The sequence below is a fragment of the Bacillus sp. JZ39 genome (assembly GCF_053903145.1).
In genome coordinates, this window is sequence record NZ_CP096389.1 from 3,417,136 (window position 1) to 3,436,861 (window position 19,726).

Here is a 19,726-nt window from a genome sequence, read left to right on the forward strand (position 1 = left end):
GTCATACTCTTCGAATGCATTCGACAATTTATGACCCATTCATTTGTAAAAAGATGAAAAATCTGAAAGTTCCCTTTTTCAATACACTTCATTATACGTCAAATTTAGACATAATACTATTACAGTTTCTTTTCATTCATATTGTCAAGGCATAAAAACATCCTTGCCGGCACTCGGCAAGGATGTTTTTATCTTACTTTTTTTCTGACAGCCATTTGGCAATAACAGCGGCTTCGTTATCCTCTACAAGCCCCTTTGGCATATTGCCGCGGCCGTTTTTAATAATGCTTTCAATTTTGTGTTCATCGTATTTGCCTCCGACCTCTTGGAGATTAGGTCCTGACACACCTTCTAAATCCTTGCCGTGGCAGCCTACGCAGCTTTGCTGATATAATTCTTCCCCTTCAGATGCAGTGGCTTCCGTCTTGCTGCCGGTGTCTGCCTTCTCTTCTTTTGCATCGTTTGATCCGCAGGCAGCCAACAGAACAGAAAGCGCAAATCCAATCATTAGTATCGATAACTTTGATTTCATGTTGAGAAGCACAACTCCTTTACGATCTCTTCCATATTATAACCTCGTTTAAGCGCGTTTGAAACCCTCGCCCAGCACCTCGCTCGCGTCTGCTACAATCACAAAAGCTGACTCATCAATCTGTTTAACGATTTGTTTCAATTTGGTGAATTCAGTTTGCCCAACCACGCACATTAAAATCGGACGGTCATCGTCAGTATATCCGCCGACTGCAGAAATTTTTGTCACGCCTCTGTCAATCTTCTGTAAGACAGCCTCCTTGACAGCCTGCTCCTGCTTTGTAATGATGAGTGCCATTTTTGAACGATTAAAGCCGACTTGCACAACATCAATGGTTTTGCTGGACACATAGACGCCAAGCATGGCATATAAGCCTTGCTCAATATTAAATACGATCATAGCCGTAACAACAATCATTCCGTCAATGATGGCGAGGCACTTCCCCAATGACAGACCGGAGTACTTATGAATGATCTGTGCAGCCAAGGCTGTACCTCCCGTCGAACCTTTCCCTAAGTACACAATACCAATTCCGATACCTATCCCGACACCGCCAAAAATCGCCGCCAAGAGTTCATGATGAGTGGCGGGCTGAATATCCCTTGTCAGAAACACTACTAGCGGCAAAAACACAGAACCTGCAAGCGTCTTTAGTCCAAATTTCCCGCCGAGCAAAATGACGCCAGCAATAAATAAAGGGATATTAATAATCCACTGTACATACGCTGCTTCAAAACCATATGATTGTAAAATCGTACTGATCCCGCTGACACCGCCGGCGGCAATCTTGTTCGGAAGCAAAAATAAATTAAAGGACACGGCCGTAATAGCTGCTCCTAACAATATGTATACATAATCCCGCAAAATCCACAATGCTTTATTCCGTACGTCCATCATATATCCTCCGTTTCTTCCAATGCTCTCCGATAGCATTTTAATCCTTCCCTGATTAGATGTAAATAACACCCAAATACAGTGGTAATATGCTAAAGCAGCAGTGAAATCAAGGATATAAGGAATAAAAAAAACACACCCGTATGCATCAGGTGTGTTTTTCAGCTTATGAAAGCTTAGAACGCAGGTAGGCATCAATGAACGTATCAATGTCACCATCCATTACAGCTTGAACGTTCCCCATTTCTGTATTGGTCCGATGGTCTTTTACCATGGAATACGGATGGAATACATAAGAACGGATTTGGCTGCCCCAGCCGATTTCTTTTTGTTCACCGCGAATTTCATCCAGCTCTGCCTGCTGCTCTTCAATTCTGCGCTGATACAGCTTGGCCTTCAGCATTTTCATGGCTCTTTCACGGTTTTTAATTTGTGAGCGCTCCGTTTGGCATGTCACAACTACGTTCGTCGGCAAGTGAGTAATCCGAACGGCTGAATCCGTCGTATTGACGTGCTGTCCGCCCGCGCCGCTTGCACGGTACGTGTCAACTTTAATATCCTCCGTACGAATATCAATATCAATTTCATCGTTAAATTCAGGCATGACTTCACATGAAACGAAAGATGTGTGGCGGCGGCCTGATGAATCAAATGGTGAGATCCGCACAAGACGATGGACACCTTTTTCTGCTTTGAGATACCCGTAAGCGTTATGTCCTTTGATGAGCAATGTCACTGACTTGATTCCCGCCTCGTCACCTGGAAGGTAATCGAGTGTTTCTACTTTAAAGCCGCGGCGCTCTCCCCATCTTGTATACATTCTAAGAAGCATAGAGCCCCAGTCCTGTGACTCTGTACCGCCAGCACCAGGGTGCAGTTCTAAAATCGCGTTATTTTTATCATACGGCTCGCTGAGAAGAAGCTGAAGCTCAAACTCATTGAACTCTTTTGTTAATGATTTTAGTTCTTTTTCAAGCTCAAGCTGGAGATCAGTGTCCGGCTCTTCTTTCAAAAGATCATGAGTCATTTGTAATTCTTCGTGGGATTCATTCAATTTTTTATACGAATTGACATAATCCTTTAAACCGTTTGCTTCATTTATAACCGTTTGAGCTTTTTGCTGATCATTCCAGAATTCCGGATCAGCCATTTGTTCATCTAGCTCAGCAATGCGGGCCTCCTTTGATTCGAGGTCAAAGAGACCCCCTAAAGTCCGCTAAACGAGAAGCCATATTTTCGAGCTCTGCTCTGATTTCTGATAATTCCATTTCATTCACCTCATTAAAAGATCCGCAGGCGCCTGCAGGCGCCGCGGTCAGTAAACTTGCCGGGGCGAACTATTCAGTACGGCCGCAGCAATTTTTATATTTTTTCCCGCTTCCGCAGTGGCATGGGGCATTTCGTCCGATATCAACCACTTTGCGAACCGGTGCTTTCTTTGCTTTTTTGTTGTCGTCGCCTTCTTGCGGCTGATGAGCTGTTGTTTGGCCTTGTACAACCTCTTCACGCTCCAGATTGTTTTCAATCTCAGCTTTCATCACAAATTTTGCGACTTCGTCCTCAATTGATTCAATCATATGCTCAAACATCGCAAAGCCTTCCATTTGATACTCACGAAGCGGGTTCGTCTGCGCGTAAGCACGAAGGTGAATCCCTTGGCGGAGCTGATCCATCGCATCAATATGATCCATCCATTTAGAATCAACGGCACGAAGAACGATAACTTTTTCGAATTCGCGCATTTGCTCTTTGCCGAATTGCTCTTCCTTCTCATTATATTTTGTGATGATGCGGTCCATAATGAGCTCAAGCATTTCATCCGGTTCTTTCCCGAAGATATCGCTCTTCTCAAGCGCACCTTCATCAAGATAAGTTGTGTTGATAAGATCAACTAGACCGTCAAGCTTCCACTCCTCAGGAAGCTCTTCTCTTGGCGTATAGGCTGCAATTGCGCGTTCGAGAGAAGACTTGATCATATTTTCAACGATTTCACGCAGGTTTTCAGAGTCAATGACTTCAAAGCGCTGCTTATAAATGACCTCACGCTGCTGGCGGAGAACATCATCATATTGCAGAAGCTGTTTACGCGAATCGAAGTTATTGCCTTCGACACGTTTTTGTGACGATTCAACCGCGCGAGATACCATTTTGCTTTGGATTGGAGTAGAGTCGTCCATGCCGAAGCGGTCCAGCATCGCCATTGTCCGCTCAGCTCCGAATCTGCGCATCAATTCATCTTCCATAGAAAGATAAAATTGAGTAATCCCCGGGTCTCCCTGACGTCCGGAACGACCTCGAAGCTGATTGTCAATCCGGCGTGATTCGTGTCGTTCTGTTCCGACAACAGCGAGTCCGCCAAGCTCTTTTACACCTTCGCCAAGCTTAATGTCCGTTCCGCGCCCCGCCATGTTAGTCGCAATCGTAACTGCGCCTTTTTGGCCGGCCTCTTCAATGATCTGCGCTTCACGTTCATGGTTTTTGGCATTTAACACTTGATGCGGAATTCCTTTGTTTTTAAGCAGCTTAGAAATCAATTCAGATGTTTCAACGGCAACCGTACCGACTAAAACAGGCTGTCCCGTCATATAACGCTGTGCGACATCCTCCGCAACTGCCTTAAACTTTCCTTCCATCGTGCGGTAAATTAAATCCGGGCGGTCATCACGGACAACAGGCCTGTTGGTAGGGATCGTGACAACCTGCATGTTGTAGATGTTGCGGAATTCTTCTTCCTCTGTCTTAGCTGTACCCGTCATACCGGCAAGTTTTTCGTACATTCGGAAGTAGTTTTGGAACGTAATCGTCGCCAAGGTCATGCTTTCGTTTTGAATCTCAAGCCCTTCCTTCGCTTCAATCGCTTGGTGAAGCCCCTCACTGTAGCGGCGGCCTTTCATCAGACGTCCCGTGAAGGAATCAACAATAACAACCTGTCCGTCTTCCACTACATAGTCAACGTCCTTTTGCATCGCAACGTGAGCTTTTAAGGCCTGGTTGATATGGTGGTTGAGCGCGACATGCTTCACATCAAAGAGGTTATCGATGCCGAACGCTTTTTCCGCCTTCGTCATTCCTTCTTCAGTAAGCTGTACAGCTTTTGTTTTGATATCGTACGTGTAATCCTTCTCCGCTTTTAACGTACGGACAAAAGCATTTGCCTGTACGTACAGCTTAGTGGATTTGGCAGCTTGTCCAGAAATGATAAGAGGTGTTCTCGCTTCATCAATTAAAATAGAGTCAACTTCATCTATTACCGCAAAATGAAGCGGGCGCTGAACCATCTGCTCTTTATAAAGAACCATATTGTCACGCAAATAGTCGAAGCCAAGCTCATTGTTTGTAGAGTAAGTAATGTCAGCTGCATAAGCTTCCCGTTTTTCGTCTTTTGACATTGAGTTTAAATTCAAGCCGACAGTCAGACCGAGAAACTCGAAAATTTTCCCCATTTGTTCAGCGTCACGGCTTGCCAAGTATTCGTTGACAGTCACGACGTGTACGCCTTTACCTGTTAACGCATTTAAATAAACAGGCAGAGTAGACGTTAATGTTTTCCCTTCCCCTGTTTTCATTTCCGCGATATTTCCGTCATGAAGCGCTACGCCCCCCATGAGCTGGACTTTAAACGGAAACATACCTGTTACGCGGCGTGAAGCTTCTCGAACAACAGCGAAAGCTTCAACAAGAAGATCATCTGTTGTCGCCCCTTTTTCAAGACGCTCTTTAAATTCAATTGTTTTATGTTTCAACGCGTCGTCAGAGAGATTTTCATAGTCTCCGCGAATCGCATCAATATCGTTAGCAATTTTTTCGTATCTATTCAGCGTACGTTTTGTTGGATCAAACATTTTATTTAAAATTCCAAGCATTTATAACGCTCCTCTATCATCACATGCCTATTTTAAAGGCATGTATAAATAATTTACTAGTCCATGTATACCTCTCATTATCATATCATACCTTTTGTTATTTCCAAAGAATTTGCAAATAAGAAAAACAAAAACCTTCCGCGGACATCACGGAAGGCTTCTCTTCATTATTCAGTCGGTTCAATTAAGCCATATTTCCCGTCATTTCTGCGGTACACGACATTTGTAAGGTTTGTTTCCGCATTTGTGAAAACAAAGAAATTATGGCCGAGCATATTCATTTGCAGGATCGCTTCTTCACTATCCATCGGCTTTAAATTAAAGCGTTTCTGACGGACGATATCCAAGCTCTCCTCCTCTTCTATGTCATCCTGAACCGCAATATCTGTATCAGAGCCAAGACCGTTTGCCAATAAATATTTTGGAGAGCCCTGCTCACGGAATTTACGGTTTACTTTCGTTTTATGCTTACGGATTTGACGTTCCAGTTTGTTTGTTGCGAGATCAATTGCGTTGTACATATCCTCGTTATGCACCTCGGACCGAAGCGCCAGATCTGTCATCGGAATCGTAACCTCAACCTTAGACTCCTTGTCATTGTAAAACTTCAAGTTGACGTTCACATCAGCATCCACGCTATGGTCAAAATAGCGCTCCAGCTTGCCGATCTTCCTCTCGACATGATCCTTTAACGCGGGTGTCACTTCAATATTTTCTCCTCTGATGTTATAGTTCATCAAAGAACGCCTCCCTTTTATTAAGGATATGTATCTATTTCTCTTTTACCCTTTACAATTCCTGCTGAAACATAAATCTTTTGTGAAAATTCAGTGAACTTTGTCGAATTTTGTTTGTATTTGCTCTGTTATTGGCGGTTCGGAGGTATATGTATATGCTGATTGAACGAAACAAATACCTCACACACGCCTAATTGATTAAAAAGGGTTCCATACATTGATGAATAGACAGCATCCATTTTCTATACTGAATCAGAAAATGTTCCTTTAAATACTCACAGAACTCATGAGAGGGAAAAGAGAAAGAGACCAATTGATCAAACTCCGCAAAAATTTGGTCAAATGCTTTCACACAAATTTCAGCACACCGCGAATCCATAATGAAGAGAAGTGTTGAATGTGTTGAATCCAAATAAAAAAAGGCTTGGATCAGATCTTGGTAGATCCGATCCCCTTCTGTTTTTGATAAATTCTCTTCAGCCTCTATCAAATAACACAACCCCTCTTCGATGGTAAAAAGAAGATGATAATAAGCTGATAAAAGCGTATAATCTTCAATGCTCTTCAAGGCACTCACCTATTTACGCTTGTCATAATATGTGCCGTCAATCGTAATGTTGTTATAAGGGTTTAAATACGTCGTATGCATCACACGTTTTCTTTTCATCTGCTGAAGTTCTGTTGCGATTGACTGCTTCAGTCTTTCCATTTCCTTCACAATCAGCTGATCCCATGTCAAAATAAGTTTCATCTGCTTTCGCTCTTCTTCTGAAAGCGGCAGAGATATCTCCTGAATCAGTTCAGACCGTGTAGCCACAAAGTCTTCAATTTGCTTTAAAAGTTCATCGCTTTCCGGCGTATTTTGTATGTGTGACAGCATACTCTTCGTCTCAGTGTATAGTTGATCTATATTATTCATGCGATCCCGCCTGATCCGTGCCGGTCCTTCCGCTCACTTTGAATGGCCTGTTTCCAAGCATCGCGAAAATCTGTTACATAGCCTTCAACCTCAGCCAGCATGCCCGTATCATTTTTGATATTTGCCTGTACCAATCTTCGATACATATAATCGTACATCGCACCCATGGAAGCGGAAAGCTCTATGTTACGGTTAAGTGTAAAATTTAATTCCTGAATAATATTTTGCGCTTTAATCAGATTCTCATTTTTACGTTCCATATCATCATTCTCGATGGCCTGAGAGGCAAGTCTTATAAATTTCAAACAGCCATTATACAGCATAAGCGTCAGTTCACCGGGTGTAGCCGTATTCACTGAATTTTGCTGATAGGCTGTATAAGGATTTTGGATCGCCATGTGTCATCCTCCAAATTACATTTATTGTACAAGAAGCTGTGATAAATAGGACGCTTGTTCGTTCATTTTTTGAATCGCAGAATCCATTGCACTGAATTTTGAATAATAGCGGTTTTCTATTGTGGTTAACCGGTCCTGCATTTTGGTAATATCAGTGCTGATCGTATTTAAATTTTTACCGATTGAATAATCATTGGTTCCCATTGTCGAGTTGCCGGCTTTTGCTTCAATGCTTTTCACCGTACTTTTCAGGGTGTCACCGATGCGTTTCATAATCCCTTTATCACTATAGGCGCTGCTGTTCGATCCACTTGTAAATAAAGCGGCAACACTTTGCGGATCTTCTTGTATTTTGGCTTTCAGTTTGTCTTCATTAATCTCTAAATGTCCCCGCATTTGGTAAGTACTTGAGGTTGTTATGCCGAATTCTGTCAATTGATAGGTTTTCCCATCCGCATTAACTTGAGTATAAAAGTCAGTCCGCATTTGGTTCGTGCCGGTGCTGATGCTGGAATCATTTCTAAGCAATCCGCTTTTTGCCTTCTCCTCCCAGAGCTCTACCTCTTTATCGGACATGGCTTCTTTTTGTTCACTTGTCAACGGAGTATAGTCTCGGTATTTTTCTTCTTTCAGCTTTTCATTCAGGCTGTCAACCATTTCATTGTATTTATCTACAAACTCTTTGATTTGATTATAAATCCCGTCAACATCAGTAGAAACAGATGTGGTAACAGGACCTGTGGCTGCAGTTGTATTTTTAATCGAGTAAGTAACACCATTCACCGTGAAATTGTTTGTCAGCTTCTCCATTTCAAAGCCGTTAATTGTGACTTTGGCATTTGTGCCTTCTTTGTAAGCAGTGAGCTTATTATCAGCATCCAAAGAAAAACCAAGCTGACCGGACATAAAGTCAGCTGTAGCAGAGTCTGCTGCCTGTATACTGCCCCCTGCACCTGTTGCTTTAGAAGAAAACGCAATGGTTTCTACGTACTCTGTACCATTCCAAATTTTATCTTTAAAAGCTGATACTCCTAGATCTGAACTGTTAAGTTTAGAAATCACATTATCAATCGTATCGGCGCTCGTCACACTGATGTTCACTGTTTTTGCCGTTGTCTCACCAGGCGCAACAACGTTAAATGCCAAATTATAATCGCCTTGTGTATAATCCGTATAATTGTTTGCCTTATACGTTGCTGCGGTTGCCAAGCTCGCCACTTCAACAGTAGAAGAAGAGTTTGGTGCACTTGCGCTTCCTGTAGCAGTTAACACAGACTCATTAGAGCTTGTCACAGTTTTGCTCTGATACGTGCTAGGATATGTCAACGTATTTTTAGACATATAATCTTGCAATTCTTTTATTTTTGTATTGACTTCACGATAGCTGTCACGCTGCCATTCAAGAGTCTGCTTTTTTTGCTTCAGCTTATCAAGCGGCGCTCTTTCTGTCTGCATCAGCTTTGATACAATATCATCTATATCCATTCCTGATGCCAGACCTGTTATTCTTGTGACCATCTCAAACCACTCCTATTCTACTTTTTTTCATCTACAAATAACCCGAGAAATTCAGTCATAGCCGCATAAAAATCAAGCCACCGTTTTGGTGGAATTTCGCGGATCACTTCATTTGTAGAGTCCTCTATTACTTTTACATAGTATTCATTTAACTTCTCATGAAGCTCAAACTTCAGGTGAACTTGCGAAGGTTCCAAAAGCTTGTTCATTTCCCCCACCATTTCAGCAAGATTGGTATATGAAACTTGATGAACAGGAACCTCGTTATCATTATCTTTCTGATTATGTATTTGAGTATCATAACGATCCCAAACAGGTTGTAACGTAGTGAGCCTTTCAATGTTCAATTGATCATCCCCTATGCCCCAATCTATCGTTTATATCGACTAAATCGAGATAAGATTACACATATTTTTGGAAAAAAATCTTCTGTTTTAGATTTCTTGTTTGGAAATACATTTATAAAAAGTTAGTGGAGAATCCGGTTATTATATCACGAGTTAGTGACAGCAAGGGGGAAGTATTCGGAGCTAGAAACATTAAATAAAAGACCTTGGCGTTGCCAAGGTCTTTTTTAAAATTAACGTAATAATTGAAGTACGTTTTGCGGCTGTTGGTTTGCTTGAGCAAGCATCGCTTGAGAAGCCTGAGAAAGAATGTTGTTCTTTGTGAACTCACTCATTTCTTTAGCCATGTCAACGTCACGGATACGAGACTCAGCAGCTGTCAAGTTTTCACCAGAAGCGCTTAAGTTGTTGATTGTGTGCTCTAGACGGTTTTGTACCGCACCAAGTTTACCACGCTCAGAAGATACTTTGTTAATTGCAGAATCTACTTTAGTTAAAAGCGCATCTGTGTTAGCTGCCGTAGCTGTTGTTACTTTGTAATCTGCTTTTAACATGTCAAGACCTGTAGCAGCAGTACTCATATCCCCAATGTTAACTGTTAATTGTTGACCTTTGTTGGCACCGATTTGGAAAGTGAATCCATTTGTCTGCGTACCATCAAGAAGGTTTTTACCGTTAAAAGCTGTACGTTGAGAAATTCCATCTACCTCATCAAGAAGGTTATCAATTTCATCTTGAATGGCTTGAAGGTCTGTCGTTGCATCTTGAGTACCAGTGTTACCCGCTTGAACAGTTAACTCACGAACACGTTGAAGAATTGAGTGAGTTTCAGTCAATGCACCCTCAGCTGTTTGGATAAGAGAGATTCCGTCTTGAGAGTTTTTAGAAGCCATATCAAGACCTCTGATTTGTCCTCTCATTTTTTCAGAGATCGCAAGACCTGCTGCGTCATCTCCCGCACGGTTGATACGAAGACCTGAAGAAAGTTTCTCCATGTTTTTTTGTGATGCACCGTTGTTTGAAGACAAACGGTTCAGTGTGTTAAGCGCTGCGATATTGTGGTTAATTCTCATTTTTATTTCCTCCCTGAATATGTTGTTAAGGCACGTCCTTGTGCCCTTATTTTTGTAACTGGCGGAGTCTTTTTCGCCTCCTCCCGGCTACATCATTAATATCGGATTGTCTCTGATTTTGTTAATACAAAAATAAAAAAATCCTCACTTTTTTTGTGAGGATAATGCGGAGATCACATCGCTGGATAAGGCTGCCGCACGGTTATTTTCTTCCTGAATGGTCAAGTAGATTTCTTTCCTGTGAATATCAATATGCTTTGGGGCGTCAATTCCAAGCTTCACTTGATCCCCCTCAACCGCAATCACTTTCACTTCAATATCAGCACCTATTTGAATCGCTTCGTTTATTTTCCGCGATAAAACTAGCATGATTCTCCTCCAATCGGATGCTTTGTCGTATATGAGGAGTCGTGTAAAACGACTTGCTTAGCCATCATGTTCTTGCGATTCACAATAATGGGGGCCAATAAATTCGCAGTAGAATTTTCAAATGGCTCTGCCATAGTCAATATTGTCATGACTTCTACGTCTTGAATATTATCGATATCCAAAAGTTCAGCAGTTGATTCATCAAGGTCAAATTCATAATTCTTAAAAAAGATAAACGGACTTACAACGATAAACGCAAGATTTTCTGAAGTGACGGACTGCAGTGCCACGAATGGGGAGTCTTCTGAAAGCGGAAGTATGACGAACTGTTTTTCTTCTAAAAAGCCTGGAATCCCGCTTTCAAAAAGAATGATTTGTTCTTCTTTTATGTTCATTTGGCCATGGTACTTCGTATGAATGATCATTTTTCACGATCCTTTTCTTTTTACTTTTCGGGTGATTCTTTCGGGTATTCTACATCTATATTTAAATCAGGGTATTGGAGCATGTCAACCTTAACATTTCCTGGCGTATATTCAACAATTGGCTTATGCGGCTCAGCCTGAATAACAGGCTTTCGCGGCGTAATCTGAACATCAAGCTGTGACGGAGTATATTGTATTTTCACCCTAGATAGAGAAGGAGCATAATTTTCGCCTAATTGAATTTGGTGCATTTCAGAGTTCCTCCTTGCTTGTGAAGCGATTGGGTTCCCCTTATTTTCAATCCTCATAAGCTCGTCGCCTTCTTCTGCAGTGCGTGCTATTCCCTCCATTACATTCTCATGCCCTTGTTGGGCGGCTTCTTCAATTCTCTTGAAAACATGCTTTCTGTCTAATTCTTCCCATGCTTGTGTCTGGTCAATCGTGAGTTTTCCAGATGTCACCGATATTTCCATTTCCGCACTCGGCTGTTCGATCTCTAGATCAGCTTGAGGCTGCTCCATTTTTAAGCTGGCAGGCGTCGTTGTTAAACCAATTTTTCCTTGAACACTATGCATAATCAATCTGGGAATCTGCATCACTCTACCTCCTGAACTATAAAAAAAGCGAACTCCTAAGAGCCGCTTACTTTAAAAAGTCAATCAATGTAGGCTGAACAATTTGCGCATTAACAGCCAGAGTAGCCCTGTGAACGCTTTGCTGCGCAATAAATTCAGTTATTACTTCTTCCAGTTCTACATCTTCATTGTCTGATAACACTTTAGTAGCTGTTTCTTCTTGCGCTGATAGTCTTGTATTAACCAGTTCAAGACGATTATATCTCGCTCCAAGATCAGATCGTTCAGCGCTCATGCCGTCAGAAAAATGATCAATATCATCTAAAACACTGTCCATGCCATCTAGCGAACCAGAATTTAGTGCTTTCTCAAAAGAATCAAGCATTTCAAATACATTCTGCCCGCTTTCAGAAGTGCCTCCAAAAGCTGACTTTGGATCTGAATTCACTTTCAATGACATATTATTTGATATATTGACTACGACATCAGCTGTATCAGAAATTGTATAAGTTCCGTCTCCGTTATCTGTAACCGGAGGCTTATCTGAATTTGTGCCATTAAAGATATATCTGCCGTTCACTTGTGTATTCGCAATATTTAAAAGCTGTTCCTTTAACTGCTTTACCTCTACGCCAATCGCTTGCCGCTCCGACTCGCCGTTTGTATCATTTTGAGCTTCAACCGCTAATTCTCTGACCTTTGACAGGATGTCAATTCCTTCTGTAATGTTTGTTTCTGTGTTTTCGAGCCAGGTAAAGGCTTGAGAAGCATTGCTTTTGTACTGCTGCACTTGAGACAGTTGCGTATTATACTTTAAGCTTTTCATTGCTACTACAGGATCGTCGGAAGCTTTTGAGATTTTTTTCCCTGAAGAAATCTGCGACTGGAGTTTATCCAGCTTCGAGTAGCTCGAACCGATATATCTCAGTGAGTTTTGCTGTATCATGCCTTGTGTTACTCTCATGTGACTCTACCTACCTTCCTCCAACACCCATGCCGTTGATCACTTTATCAAGTAATTCGTCTTGTAAAGTCACCATTCTTGCAGCTGCATTGTATGCGTGTTGGAATTGAATCATATTCGTCATTTCTTCGTCTAAAGAAACTGCGCTCATTTGCTGACGGTTTATGTCAGCATCATTCAGCTGTGTTTCTGTATTAGACGCCAGTCGATTAGCCTCTTGAGCTTCGATCCCTAGCTCGCCAATCAGACCCGCATAATAATCTAAAACACTAGTTTCTTTACCGTTAATAGTTATTTTACCGGTTAAAACATTTGCTAATTTTGTAGCATTTGCGTTATCGTTGGCTGCGCCAGTCAGTGAGAAAGCAATGTTTGCGCCTTTTGAATCTATTATGCTGTCAGCCACTTTGATCTTGCCCGCCGCGCCCTTGGCAGGTTCAGTTTCACCGCCAGTAAAATCAAAAAAGTCTCCGCCTTGTTCACCGCTCTTGGTCACACCATTTCTGTGCACTTCATTGAAAGCTTTCGCGAATTCAAGCGCCATATTGTCAAGATCAGAAAGCATTTCCGGGTATACGCCCTTTTCTTGGCCATCTGCTGTTATATACCCATAAGACTCTATAAATCCTAAAAGGGATCCCTTGCTGCTAAAGGACTCCGCCTGCACAGCTGTATCCCCGATTGAAATACTTGATACTAACCCAGTTTCATTATCATAGTTGGCTGCAAGTTCTGAAACCTCGTAATTTTTACCGTCCAAAACAGTTCCTAGCGACTGTTTATTTTTATCAAGGATTTCAATTGATACAGTTCCTTCAGCAGATGCAAGTGCATTCCCACCTGATTTGTTGTAGTTGACTTTGATATCAACCATTGAGGATAATTTATCGATCAGCAAATCTCGCTGGTCATATAAACCATTCGGAAGAAGCCCGACCGGCTCTACTTGTGCAATTTGCTTATTTAAACTGTTTAATTGAGAAAGCAGAGAATTGACATCCAACACAGTTGTATTTAGCTCTGCTTTTAAATTCGATTGGACATTTGTAAGTGATTCAGAAATATAATTAAACGTTTCAGCTACAGCTTGTCCTTTTCGAGCAACAACAGAACGTGCACTTTCTTCATTTGTATTATTCGATAATTCCTGCAGGGAATTCCAAAACGAATTGAGCACACTGTTCAAGCCGCTGTCATCCGTTTCATTTAAAACGCCTTCCATTTGGGACAGCGCTTTTGCCTTCGTGTCATAGTATCCGGCACTGTTGTTTTGAAGACGGTATTGGTAGTCAAGAAAGATATCTCTTATTCTCTCAACTGATTTTCCTTGAACGCCCGTACCCATTTGTCCCGCTGTTTTTTCTGCATTTTTAGATACAGCAGGGAAATAGTCAGTTGCCTCCAATGAGACCCGCTGTCTTGTATAACCATCAGTATTGGCATTTGCCACGTTATTTGCAGTAGTGCTTAACGCTGCCTGCTGAGCGCTTAACGCCCGCCTTGCAGTTTCAAGCCCCATAAAGGTAGATGTCATTTTCTGAATTCCTTTCTGCTAAGCTTTTGAATCAAACAGTTTCATTTGGCTGCTTTTCGGCAGCTCAGCTTTAATTGATTTGCTGTAATTGAAGTTATTTTCCTTAGGAACCAGCATATCGTACGAAATAGAGATGAATTGCAGCGCGTCTCTTGTCAGCTGCTTATTCATCTCATTTACTTTTTTCAGACGTCCGAGAACTTGAGAAAGAGATTCGTATAATTGTTCCAGCTCTTCCTTTTCACTGCCTGAGGTTTTGGCGATACATGCGGAAATAGTATTATTTTCGCTATATCCGAGAAAGGCCGAAGTTGTTTTGATCCGGTCATCTTCTGTCTGCGTGATTGCTTGAATATATTTTTGCTCTTTTGTCAAAATGTTAGAAAGCTCTTTTGTTTTGCCGGCTTTGAGCGCTTCCGTCTTTTCTTCAGACAGCGTGAGCAGGTGCTCATGCAGAACGCAAAGTCGCTTCAATTGTTCAATAATTGCCTTCGCTGACATGGGCTTTCTCCTTTTTTATTGCTTTTTATAAAAATTAATTATATTTTTCGCGATATGATTTGCGTCTACTTTGTATGACCCGTTTTCAATTTGCGCTTTAAGCTGCGCAATTTTTTCCTGTCGTGAACCAGTGACTGCGTCGGATGCATGTTGCATTTCTTTAGCCTGTGATGAAATTTCAATTTTATCTTGAGGCTGTGCAGCAGTTTTTTGCACCGCTTGCTTATCATAATTTTTTTGATATGGATTAACGGATTGTGTTCCAAATTGATTGATTTTCATAGGATTCCTCTCGCTTTCCGTTGCAGTCTTTAAACAATCTTAACCCTTTTATCGACTGCGTTTTCAGTTAGTTTAGGGAATCAGCTGTTTTTGGTATTATAGGCATAGTATGTGTCTTTTTTACTATTTTCTTTCTCGATTTTCAGAGCATCCTCGTGGTTCAAATGATCCATTTGATCCTTAATATCGGACTGGCAAGCCTTGCAGAACTTGCCTTCTCTAATCGATGTCCCGCACCTTTCACAAGGGTATGCCAAATTAGGAAGATGAGTGATCTGAATTCGCTTCTGCCTGATGAATTTCAATATCAGCTCTTCTTCCACACCTGTTTCCTCAGTTATCCGGCTCAAAGTTGATTGCCGGTTTTCCTGTTTTCTTAAAAATTTATAGACAGTCTCAAATGATTTTTCTTCTTCCTTAATACACGCCTGACATACGGTTTGCAGCTTTGTTTTTAAAAATAAAGCATTGCATTTCGGACAATTAGCCAGTTCTCCCATCTTTTTTTCTCCTTATTAGATAATATGCCTGTGTCAATTTCTAGTGATTATATCGGCATAAAAACAGAATCATTTAGCTTCTGATCAAGGTAAAAGATGACACTGAAGCGGCTTTTCCTTTTTCTAATAAACAGCGGGCTGCGAAGTGCAAGGTGGCGCCTGTTGTATAAAGATCGTCTATTAAAATGATATCCATACCTTCTGCTGAATTATTTTTTGTATCAAAAATGCGCTCTGACAGCAGGCGTTCTGTTTTCTTTTTCTTTGACTGTTTCTCATTATTCAGGCGAATGAGGGGATGGTGGGAAGGCCGGTCTAAACATTCTGCCAAGAGCTGTGCCTGGTTAAATCCGCGCTCTTCTTCCCGTTCCTTGCTCAGCGGAATAGGTACAAGAACAAAATGCTTATCGGGGTAAACCTTAGAAAAGGTTGAAGAAAAATCACTTTTAAATGCATTTATGATTTCTGCATCTCCTCTAAATTTAAAACGGGAGAGCGTTTCTTTCATCATATCATTATATGTGTAAACTGAACGGTTCTGACGCAATAGCAAACTGTCTCTGATCCTTGTTCTCCACACCTCGCAATCCCTGCATACGGCATGAACAGATTGAGGTCTGCCGCACAGGGGGCAGATATGTCCTGTGATTTTCTTTAATTTGCTTCTGCAAGAATAACAAACCTTTTCATCAGGCTTTAGTAAAAAAAGGGCTCTCCATGTAACATCTTGAGAAAATTGCGAATCACATAATAAACAGATCAGTTTATGAATACCTCCTCCTGCTTCGTGTGACATAAATCGCTTGGACTCTCTGAAACTACTGCAGCAGATTCAGCCAAAATGACAAGCATTGCTGTGTTTTTTTGTTTATCTACCAGCTCAGCTTTCGTATATGCGATCTTTTTAAGATCAGTAACGTAGGATGGACTCACTTTGTTTAAAGAAAGTGCCAATACATCGTTCTGGCATACTTGGCAAGTACAGGCCATATGAAGCTGGTCCATATATCGGTCGAGCAGTTCTTTCATTACGATTTCTTTTGAATTGACAAGCATTTTTACAGCTCCTCATCATCGGTTATATGAGTATACTGTACCACGTTTTCAAATAATGGCTAGTCTGTACATTCAACTTTTGCTGCCAATTCATTCATTTCTTTTATATGCTTTCTTGCATCGAGCATACTCTTTGTTTTGCCGAAGTGAAAGAAAATGACATCGCCGTCCGCATATTCTTTATGCCGGCCGGTTCTTCCTGCAATTTGAACAAGTGCGCTTTCCGTAAAGATAGGTGATTCCGCTCCTAGTACACCCGTTTGCACCTTGGGGACTGTGACGCCTCTTTCCAGTATTGTTGTTGTGATTAATAGATCGAGCTGACCATCTCTGAATTGCTGCACTTTCTCCTTTCTATGCTTGTCTTCCGCGTGCACAGATGCGGTTCGGCAATGAACACCTCTAAAGCACGCAGCAGCCTTTTCCAGAATAGAAACGGAAGGAACGAATAAAAAAACAGGCCTCCCTTCTTTTACATGAAACTCTATCCATCTTTTCACCGCTGGCGGAATTTTATTTCGGTTTAATTTCTTCTTCCAGTTTCCACACCATACAAAGCGCGGTTCGGGTAAAGGTTTCCGGTGGTGTCTTGCGGGGATGCGAACTGAATGTAACTGTCCGTTCAGTGCTTTTCTTTTTAATTCTTTAGGAGGTGTTGCACTTAAATAAACGAGGGTGCTGTTTTTCTTTCTTGCTTTTTGAACAGCGAATTGAAGGGTTTGATCAGCAGAATATGGAAAAGCGTCAACTTCATCAATGATCATAACATCGATTGCATCTTTATATCGCAAAAGCTGATGCGTAGTGGAAATCATAAGCGGAGATAGCCGCCCTTTGTCATCGCTTCCTCCGTAAAGCGCTGAAATTTCAGCACCCTGAAAGGCAGCCTTGAGCCTTGGAGCAAGCTCTAATACAACATCGGTGCGAGGTGTTGCAATACATACACGCAGTCCTTGATTTAACGCTGATTCTATACCAGGAAACAGCATTTCTGTTTTGCCAGCGCCGCAAACCGCCCAGATGAGGAGCTCTTCTTTTTTTGATATTGCTTCAATTAAAACATTGGCGGCTTTTTGCTGTCCGCTTGAAAGCTTGCCGTCCCATGTCAGTTTAATTGACTTCCAGTTTGGTGCATTTTCCTCTTCCCATGAATATAAAGGAACCTCCTCACTCACTCTGCCCATCATGACACAGGAACGGCAATACAGCTTATTCTTTCCAGATGAGTGATAAAAAGAAAAATATCGCTGATCAGTTTGGCCGCACCTATTACATCTATATCCCCGTTTATTTATGGATATAGAATTTTCAGCAGTGATATATCCATTCTTGATATGCCATTCAATCATCTCATCGGAAAATGAGAGCTCAGTCCTGAGCAAATGACGGCTTCGAAGCGTCTGCTGCAATTCTCTAGAAAAGGAACTGTTTTTTTCAACTGGCACATTCACATAGCACCGCCTCCTTTCGAGACAGTATGCCTGAATGAATATTTTCTGTCCAACTATTAAAATAAGAATATAAAAAAAATCTCCGCTCTAAAAACGGAGATTTTACATTATTTAAAACACCAGCAAATTCCTAACGCACCTTCACCCAAATGAGTGCCGATTACCGCGCCAAAATAGCTGTTATAAAATTCAACATGAGGATATTTTGCAGAAAGCTCTTCAATGATTTTCGCTGCTTCTTCCTCTCGATTAGCGTGGATAACAGCAGCTCGCATAGGCAACCCTTTACTCGCATCTTCGTCTAAAAGCTCATAAATTCGCGAAATTGCTTTTTTACGTGTGCGAATCTTCTCAAAAGGCACAATTACCTTATTGTCAAAATGAAGGATAGGCTTTACCTTTAGAAGACTACCAATGAAGGCTTGGGCGCTGCTTAATCGCCCGCCGCGCTGAAGATGAGCTAAGTCATCTACCATAAAATAAGCACGAACTGTTTTTTTCATTTCTTCCAGTTCTTTTATAATATCTTCCGGCGATGATGCTCCGTTTTTGATTAATTCAGCAGCTTTAAGGGCATAAAAGCCTTGAGCCAAGCAACTGATCTCTGAGTCAAATGGATACACATCAATATTGTCGACCATCGAATCAGCCGCTGCTGCACTGCTGAATGTTCCGCTGATCCCGCTGGAAAGATGGATACTGATAACCGCATCATAAGACTTGCCAAGCTCTTCATATAGCGCAACCAACTCGCCGATTGGCGGCTGAGAAGTCGTCGGGAGCTCATTATGCTTTTTCACTTCTTCGTAAAAGCTTTTCCAGTCCAACTCAATTTCTTCACGGTAAGTCTCCTCCCCAAAAACAACCTGGAGAGGGATCATATGTATCTGATGTTGTTCACGCATTTCTTTCGGAATATATGCCGTGCTGTCTGTTACGACTGCAATATTCATAGCTTCGATACCTGCCTTATTGCTTTATAACTCTATTGTAAGGGAAACGGCAGCCTAAAAAAAGACCTGCCTAGAAAAAGGCAAGTCTCCTATTATACTATCTCATTTCTACCCAGCCATTTTTAATGGCGACCACAACGGCTTGCGTCCGGTCGTTTACATTCATTTTTTGTAAAATATTGCTGACATGGTTTTTAACGGTTTTCTCACTGATAAACAATGATTCACCAATTCCGCGGTTGCTTTTTCCGTCTGCAAGCATCTGCAGCACTTCACATTCCCGCCTAGTTAAAATATGTAATGGTCTGCGGATTTCAGGGTAAACCTCATGTTGAGGGTGTGCAGAAACTCCGCTTGTTGCAAGGCGGCGGAATTCGTTAACGAGGTTGTGAGTAACCTTCGGATGAAGGTAAGATCCGCCCTCAGCCACTACTTTAACCGCTTCAATTAATGTATCAGCATCCATCTCTTTCAGCAGATAACCTCTTGCACCTGTTTTCAGGGCATGTGTTACATAATTTTCGTCATCGTGAATTGATAGAATAATTACTTTAGATTCAGGATACAGCTCTACAAGCTGTTTTGTAGCTTCCACACCATTTACGTTTGGCATATTGATATCCATGATCACAACATCAGGATGATAGTGCTCAACAATACGAGCCGCTTCGTCTCCGTCATCACCTTCGGCTACCACTTCAAAGGTAGGTTCAAAATCCAATATCCGTTTAACACCTTCACGAAATAACTGATGGTCGTCGATAATAACAATGTTTACTTTAGTCACAAGCCACGCCTCCTTGTATTATTGTTCTATATACTCTAGCATTCGGTC

Annotated in this window: 24 protein-coding genes; all 24 read right to left on the reverse strand. The window is 41.6% G+C overall.

From position 1 onward, the window contains the following. Positions 1–193: 193 nt before the first annotated feature. The 24 genes from cccB to degU all read right to left on the reverse strand — a co-directional run bounded on the left by cccB (position 194) and on the right by degU (position 19,678). Positions 194–532, reverse strand: coding sequence for a cytochrome c551 (cccB, locus tag M1D65_RS17520; RefSeq protein WP_021480707.1), 339 nt, complete (start codon positions 530–532; stop codon positions 194–196). 48 nt (positions 533–580) lie between these two features. Beyond that, positions 581–1,426 (reverse strand): YitT family protein, encoded by an 846-nt coding sequence (locus M1D65_RS17525; protein WP_041850477.1) that lies wholly within the window; start codon positions 1,424–1,426, stop codon positions 581–583. A gap of 166 nt (positions 1,427–1,592) precedes the next feature. Further along, positions 1,593–2,694 (reverse strand): peptide chain release factor 2 gene (gene prfB, locus M1D65_RS17530; protein ID WP_010886623.1). Its coding sequence is split into 2 segments (ribosomal slippage): positions 1,593–2,621 and positions 2,623–2,694, totalling 1,101 coding nucleotides; the frame shifts between segments, so codons are not numbered across the junction. A 69-nt stretch (positions 2,695–2,763) separates the two neighbouring features. Beyond that, entirely contained in the window at positions 2,764–5,289 is a 2,526-nt protein-coding gene (gene secA, locus M1D65_RS17535; protein ID WP_003228033.1) for a preprotein translocase subunit SecA, read from the reverse strand. A 167-nt stretch (positions 5,290–5,456) separates the two neighbouring features. Further along, positions 5,457–6,026, reverse strand: coding sequence for a ribosome hibernation promotion factor (gene hpf / locus M1D65_RS17540; protein ID WP_003228031.1), 570 nt, complete (start codon positions 6,024–6,026; stop codon positions 5,457–5,459). 190 nt (positions 6,027–6,216) lie between these two features. After that, positions 6,217–6,594, reverse strand: a complete 378-nt coding sequence (locus M1D65_RS17545) for a hypothetical protein (protein WP_032726950.1) — start codon at positions 6,592–6,594, stop codon at positions 6,217–6,219. Positions 6,595–6,603: 9 nt separating this feature from the next. After that, positions 6,604–6,945 (reverse strand): flagella biosynthesis regulatory protein FliT, encoded by a 342-nt coding sequence (fliT, locus tag M1D65_RS17550; protein WP_003242603.1) that lies wholly within the window; start codon positions 6,943–6,945, stop codon positions 6,604–6,606. Then, positions 6,942–7,343, reverse strand: coding sequence for a flagellar export chaperone FliS (fliS, locus tag M1D65_RS17555; RefSeq protein WP_014481041.1), 402 nt, complete (start codon positions 7,341–7,343; stop codon positions 6,942–6,944). The genes fliT and fliS overlap by 4 nt, the downstream gene beginning before the upstream one ends. 21 nt (positions 7,344–7,364) lie before the next feature. After that, complete coding sequence (locus M1D65_RS17560) at positions 7,365–8,861, reverse strand: flagellar hook-associated protein 2 (protein WP_456270411.1); 1,497 nt, start codon at positions 8,859–8,861, stop codon at positions 7,365–7,367. Between the two features lie 17 nt (positions 8,862–8,878). Continuing rightward, positions 8,879–9,208: a flagellar protein FlaG gene (gene flaG, locus M1D65_RS17565; RefSeq protein WP_021480710.1), complete on the reverse strand. Its 330-nt coding sequence runs from the start codon at positions 9,206–9,208 to the stop codon at positions 8,879–8,881. Between the two features lie 233 nt (positions 9,209–9,441). Then, complete coding sequence (gene hag / locus M1D65_RS17570) at positions 9,442–10,281, reverse strand: flagellin Hag (RefSeq protein ID WP_120027546.1); 840 nt, start codon at positions 10,279–10,281, stop codon at positions 9,442–9,444. Positions 10,282–10,425: 144 nt separating this feature from the next. Further along, on the reverse strand, positions 10,426–10,650 hold the full coding sequence (gene csrA, locus M1D65_RS17575; protein ID WP_003219727.1) for a carbon storage regulator CsrA: 225 nt from the start codon (positions 10,648–10,650) through the stop codon (positions 10,426–10,428). After that, positions 10,644–11,075, reverse strand: coding sequence for a flagellar assembly protein FliW (fliW, locus tag M1D65_RS17580; RefSeq protein WP_032726959.1), 432 nt, complete (start codon positions 11,073–11,075; stop codon positions 10,644–10,646). The genes csrA and fliW overlap by 7 nt, the downstream gene beginning before the upstream one ends. A 20-nt stretch (positions 11,076–11,095) precedes the next feature. Continuing rightward, positions 11,096–11,671: a DUF6470 family protein gene (locus M1D65_RS17585; RefSeq protein ID WP_046160904.1), complete on the reverse strand. Its 576-nt coding sequence runs from the start codon at positions 11,669–11,671 to the stop codon at positions 11,096–11,098. A gap of 46 nt (positions 11,672–11,717) precedes the next feature. Further along, positions 11,718–12,614, reverse strand: a complete 897-nt coding sequence (flgL, locus tag M1D65_RS17590) for a flagellar hook-associated protein FlgL (RefSeq protein WP_015714797.1) — start codon at positions 12,612–12,614, stop codon at positions 11,718–11,720. Between the two features lie 10 nt (positions 12,615–12,624). Then, on the reverse strand, positions 12,625–14,148 hold the full coding sequence (flgK, locus tag M1D65_RS17595; RefSeq protein WP_046160905.1) for a flagellar hook-associated protein FlgK: 1,524 nt from the start codon (positions 14,146–14,148) through the stop codon (positions 12,625–12,627). Between the two features lie 18 nt (positions 14,149–14,166). Then, on the reverse strand, positions 14,167–14,649 hold the full coding sequence (gene flgN / locus M1D65_RS17600) for a flagellar protein FlgN (RefSeq protein WP_456270658.1): 483 nt from the start codon (positions 14,647–14,649) through the stop codon (positions 14,167–14,169). A gap of 15 nt (positions 14,650–14,664) precedes the next feature. Further along, complete coding sequence (gene flgM / locus M1D65_RS17605) at positions 14,665–14,931, reverse strand: flagellar biosynthesis anti-sigma factor FlgM (RefSeq protein WP_014481049.1); 267 nt, start codon at positions 14,929–14,931, stop codon at positions 14,665–14,667. Positions 14,932–15,011: 80 nt separating this feature from the next. After that, on the reverse strand, positions 15,012–15,431 hold the full coding sequence (locus M1D65_RS17610) for a TIGR03826 family flagellar region protein (RefSeq protein WP_003227995.1): 420 nt from the start codon (positions 15,429–15,431) through the stop codon (positions 15,012–15,014). 73 nt (positions 15,432–15,504) lie between these two features. Continuing rightward, entirely contained in the window at positions 15,505–16,227 is a 723-nt protein-coding gene (gene comFC / locus M1D65_RS17615; protein ID WP_305090688.1) for a comF operon protein ComFC, read from the reverse strand. Further along, on the reverse strand, positions 16,191–16,487 hold the full coding sequence (comFB, locus tag M1D65_RS17620; protein ID WP_116315796.1) for a late competence protein ComFB: 297 nt from the start codon (positions 16,485–16,487) through the stop codon (positions 16,191–16,193). Before comFB ends, comFC begins: the two co-directional genes overlap by 37 nt. Positions 16,488–16,546: 59 nt before the next feature. After that, positions 16,547–17,938, reverse strand: a complete 1,392-nt coding sequence (comFA, locus tag M1D65_RS17625) for an ATP-dependent helicase ComFA (RefSeq protein WP_133954007.1) — start codon at positions 17,936–17,938, stop codon at positions 16,547–16,549. Between the two features lie 107 nt (positions 17,939–18,045). Further along, entirely contained in the window at positions 18,046–18,891 is an 846-nt protein-coding gene (locus tag M1D65_RS17630) for a DegV family protein (protein ID WP_003227986.1), read from the reverse strand. A gap of 97 nt (positions 18,892–18,988) precedes the next feature. Then, positions 18,989–19,678 carry a two-component system response regulator DegU gene (degU, locus tag M1D65_RS17635; protein WP_003219701.1) on the reverse strand — a complete coding sequence of 230 codons (690 nt, stop codon included), beginning with the start codon at positions 19,676–19,678 and terminating at the stop codon, positions 18,989–18,991. Positions 19,679–19,726 lie beyond the last annotated feature (48 nt).

Coding starts and splice junctions, on each gene's coding strand:
- csrA (WP_003219727.1), bottom strand. CDS start 10,650: ATGCTAGTTTTATCGCGGAAAATAAACGAAGCGATTCAAATAGGTGCT.
- fliS (WP_014481041.1), bottom strand. CDS start 7,343: ATGGCGATCCAAAATCCTTATACAGCCTATCAGCAAAATTCAGTGAAT.
- secA (WP_003228033.1), bottom strand. CDS start 5,289: ATGCTTGGAATTTTAAATAAAATGTTTGATCCAACAAAACGTACGCTG.
- fliT (WP_003242603.1), bottom strand. CDS start 6,945: ATGAATAATATAGATCAACTATACACTGAGACGAAGAGTATGCTGTCA.
- M1D65_RS17525 (WP_041850477.1), bottom strand. CDS start 1,426: ATGGACGTACGGAATAAAGCATTGTGGATTTTGCGGGATTATGTATAC.
- M1D65_RS17560 (WP_456270411.1), bottom strand. CDS start 8,861: ATGGTCACAAGAATAACAGGTCTGGCATCAGGAATGGATATAGATGAT.
- hpf (WP_003228031.1), bottom strand. CDS start 6,026: ATGAACTATAACATCAGAGGAGAAAATATTGAAGTGACACCCGCGTTA.
- comFB (WP_116315796.1), bottom strand. CDS start 16,487: ATGCTTGTCAATTCAAAAGAAATCGTAATGAAAGAACTGCTCGACCGA.
- M1D65_RS17585 (WP_046160904.1), bottom strand. CDS start 11,671: ATGCAGATTCCCAGATTGATTATGCATAGTGTTCAAGGAAAAATTGGT.
- hag (WP_120027546.1), bottom strand. CDS start 10,281: ATGAGAATTAACCACAATATCGCAGCGCTTAACACACTGAACCGTTTG.
- flgM (WP_014481049.1), bottom strand. CDS start 14,931: ATGAAAATCAATCAATTTGGAACACAATCCGTTAATCCATATCAAAAA.
- flgN (WP_456270658.1), bottom strand. CDS start 14,649: ATGTCAGCGAAGGCAATTATTGAACAATTGAAGCGACTTTGCGTTCTG.
- cccB (WP_021480707.1), bottom strand. CDS start 532: ATGAAATCAAAGTTATCGATACTAATGATTGGATTTGCGCTTTCTGTT.
- fliW (WP_032726959.1), bottom strand. CDS start 11,075: ATGATCATTCATACGAAGTACCATGGCCAAATGAACATAAAAGAAGAA.
- comFC (WP_305090688.1), bottom strand. CDS start 16,227: ATGTCACACGAAGCAGGAGGAGGTATTCATAAACTGATCTGTTTATTA.
- flgL (WP_015714797.1), bottom strand. CDS start 12,614: ATGAGAGTAACACAAGGCATGATACAGCAAAACTCACTGAGATATATC.
- M1D65_RS17610 (WP_003227995.1), bottom strand. CDS start 15,431: ATGGGAGAACTGGCTAATTGTCCGAAATGCAATGCTTTATTTTTAAAA.
- flgK (WP_046160905.1), bottom strand. CDS start 14,148: ATGACATCTACCTTTATGGGGCTTGAAACTGCAAGGCGGGCGTTAAGC.
- M1D65_RS17630 (WP_003227986.1), bottom strand. CDS start 18,891: ATGAATATTGCAGTCGTAACAGACAGCACGGCATATATTCCGAAAGAA.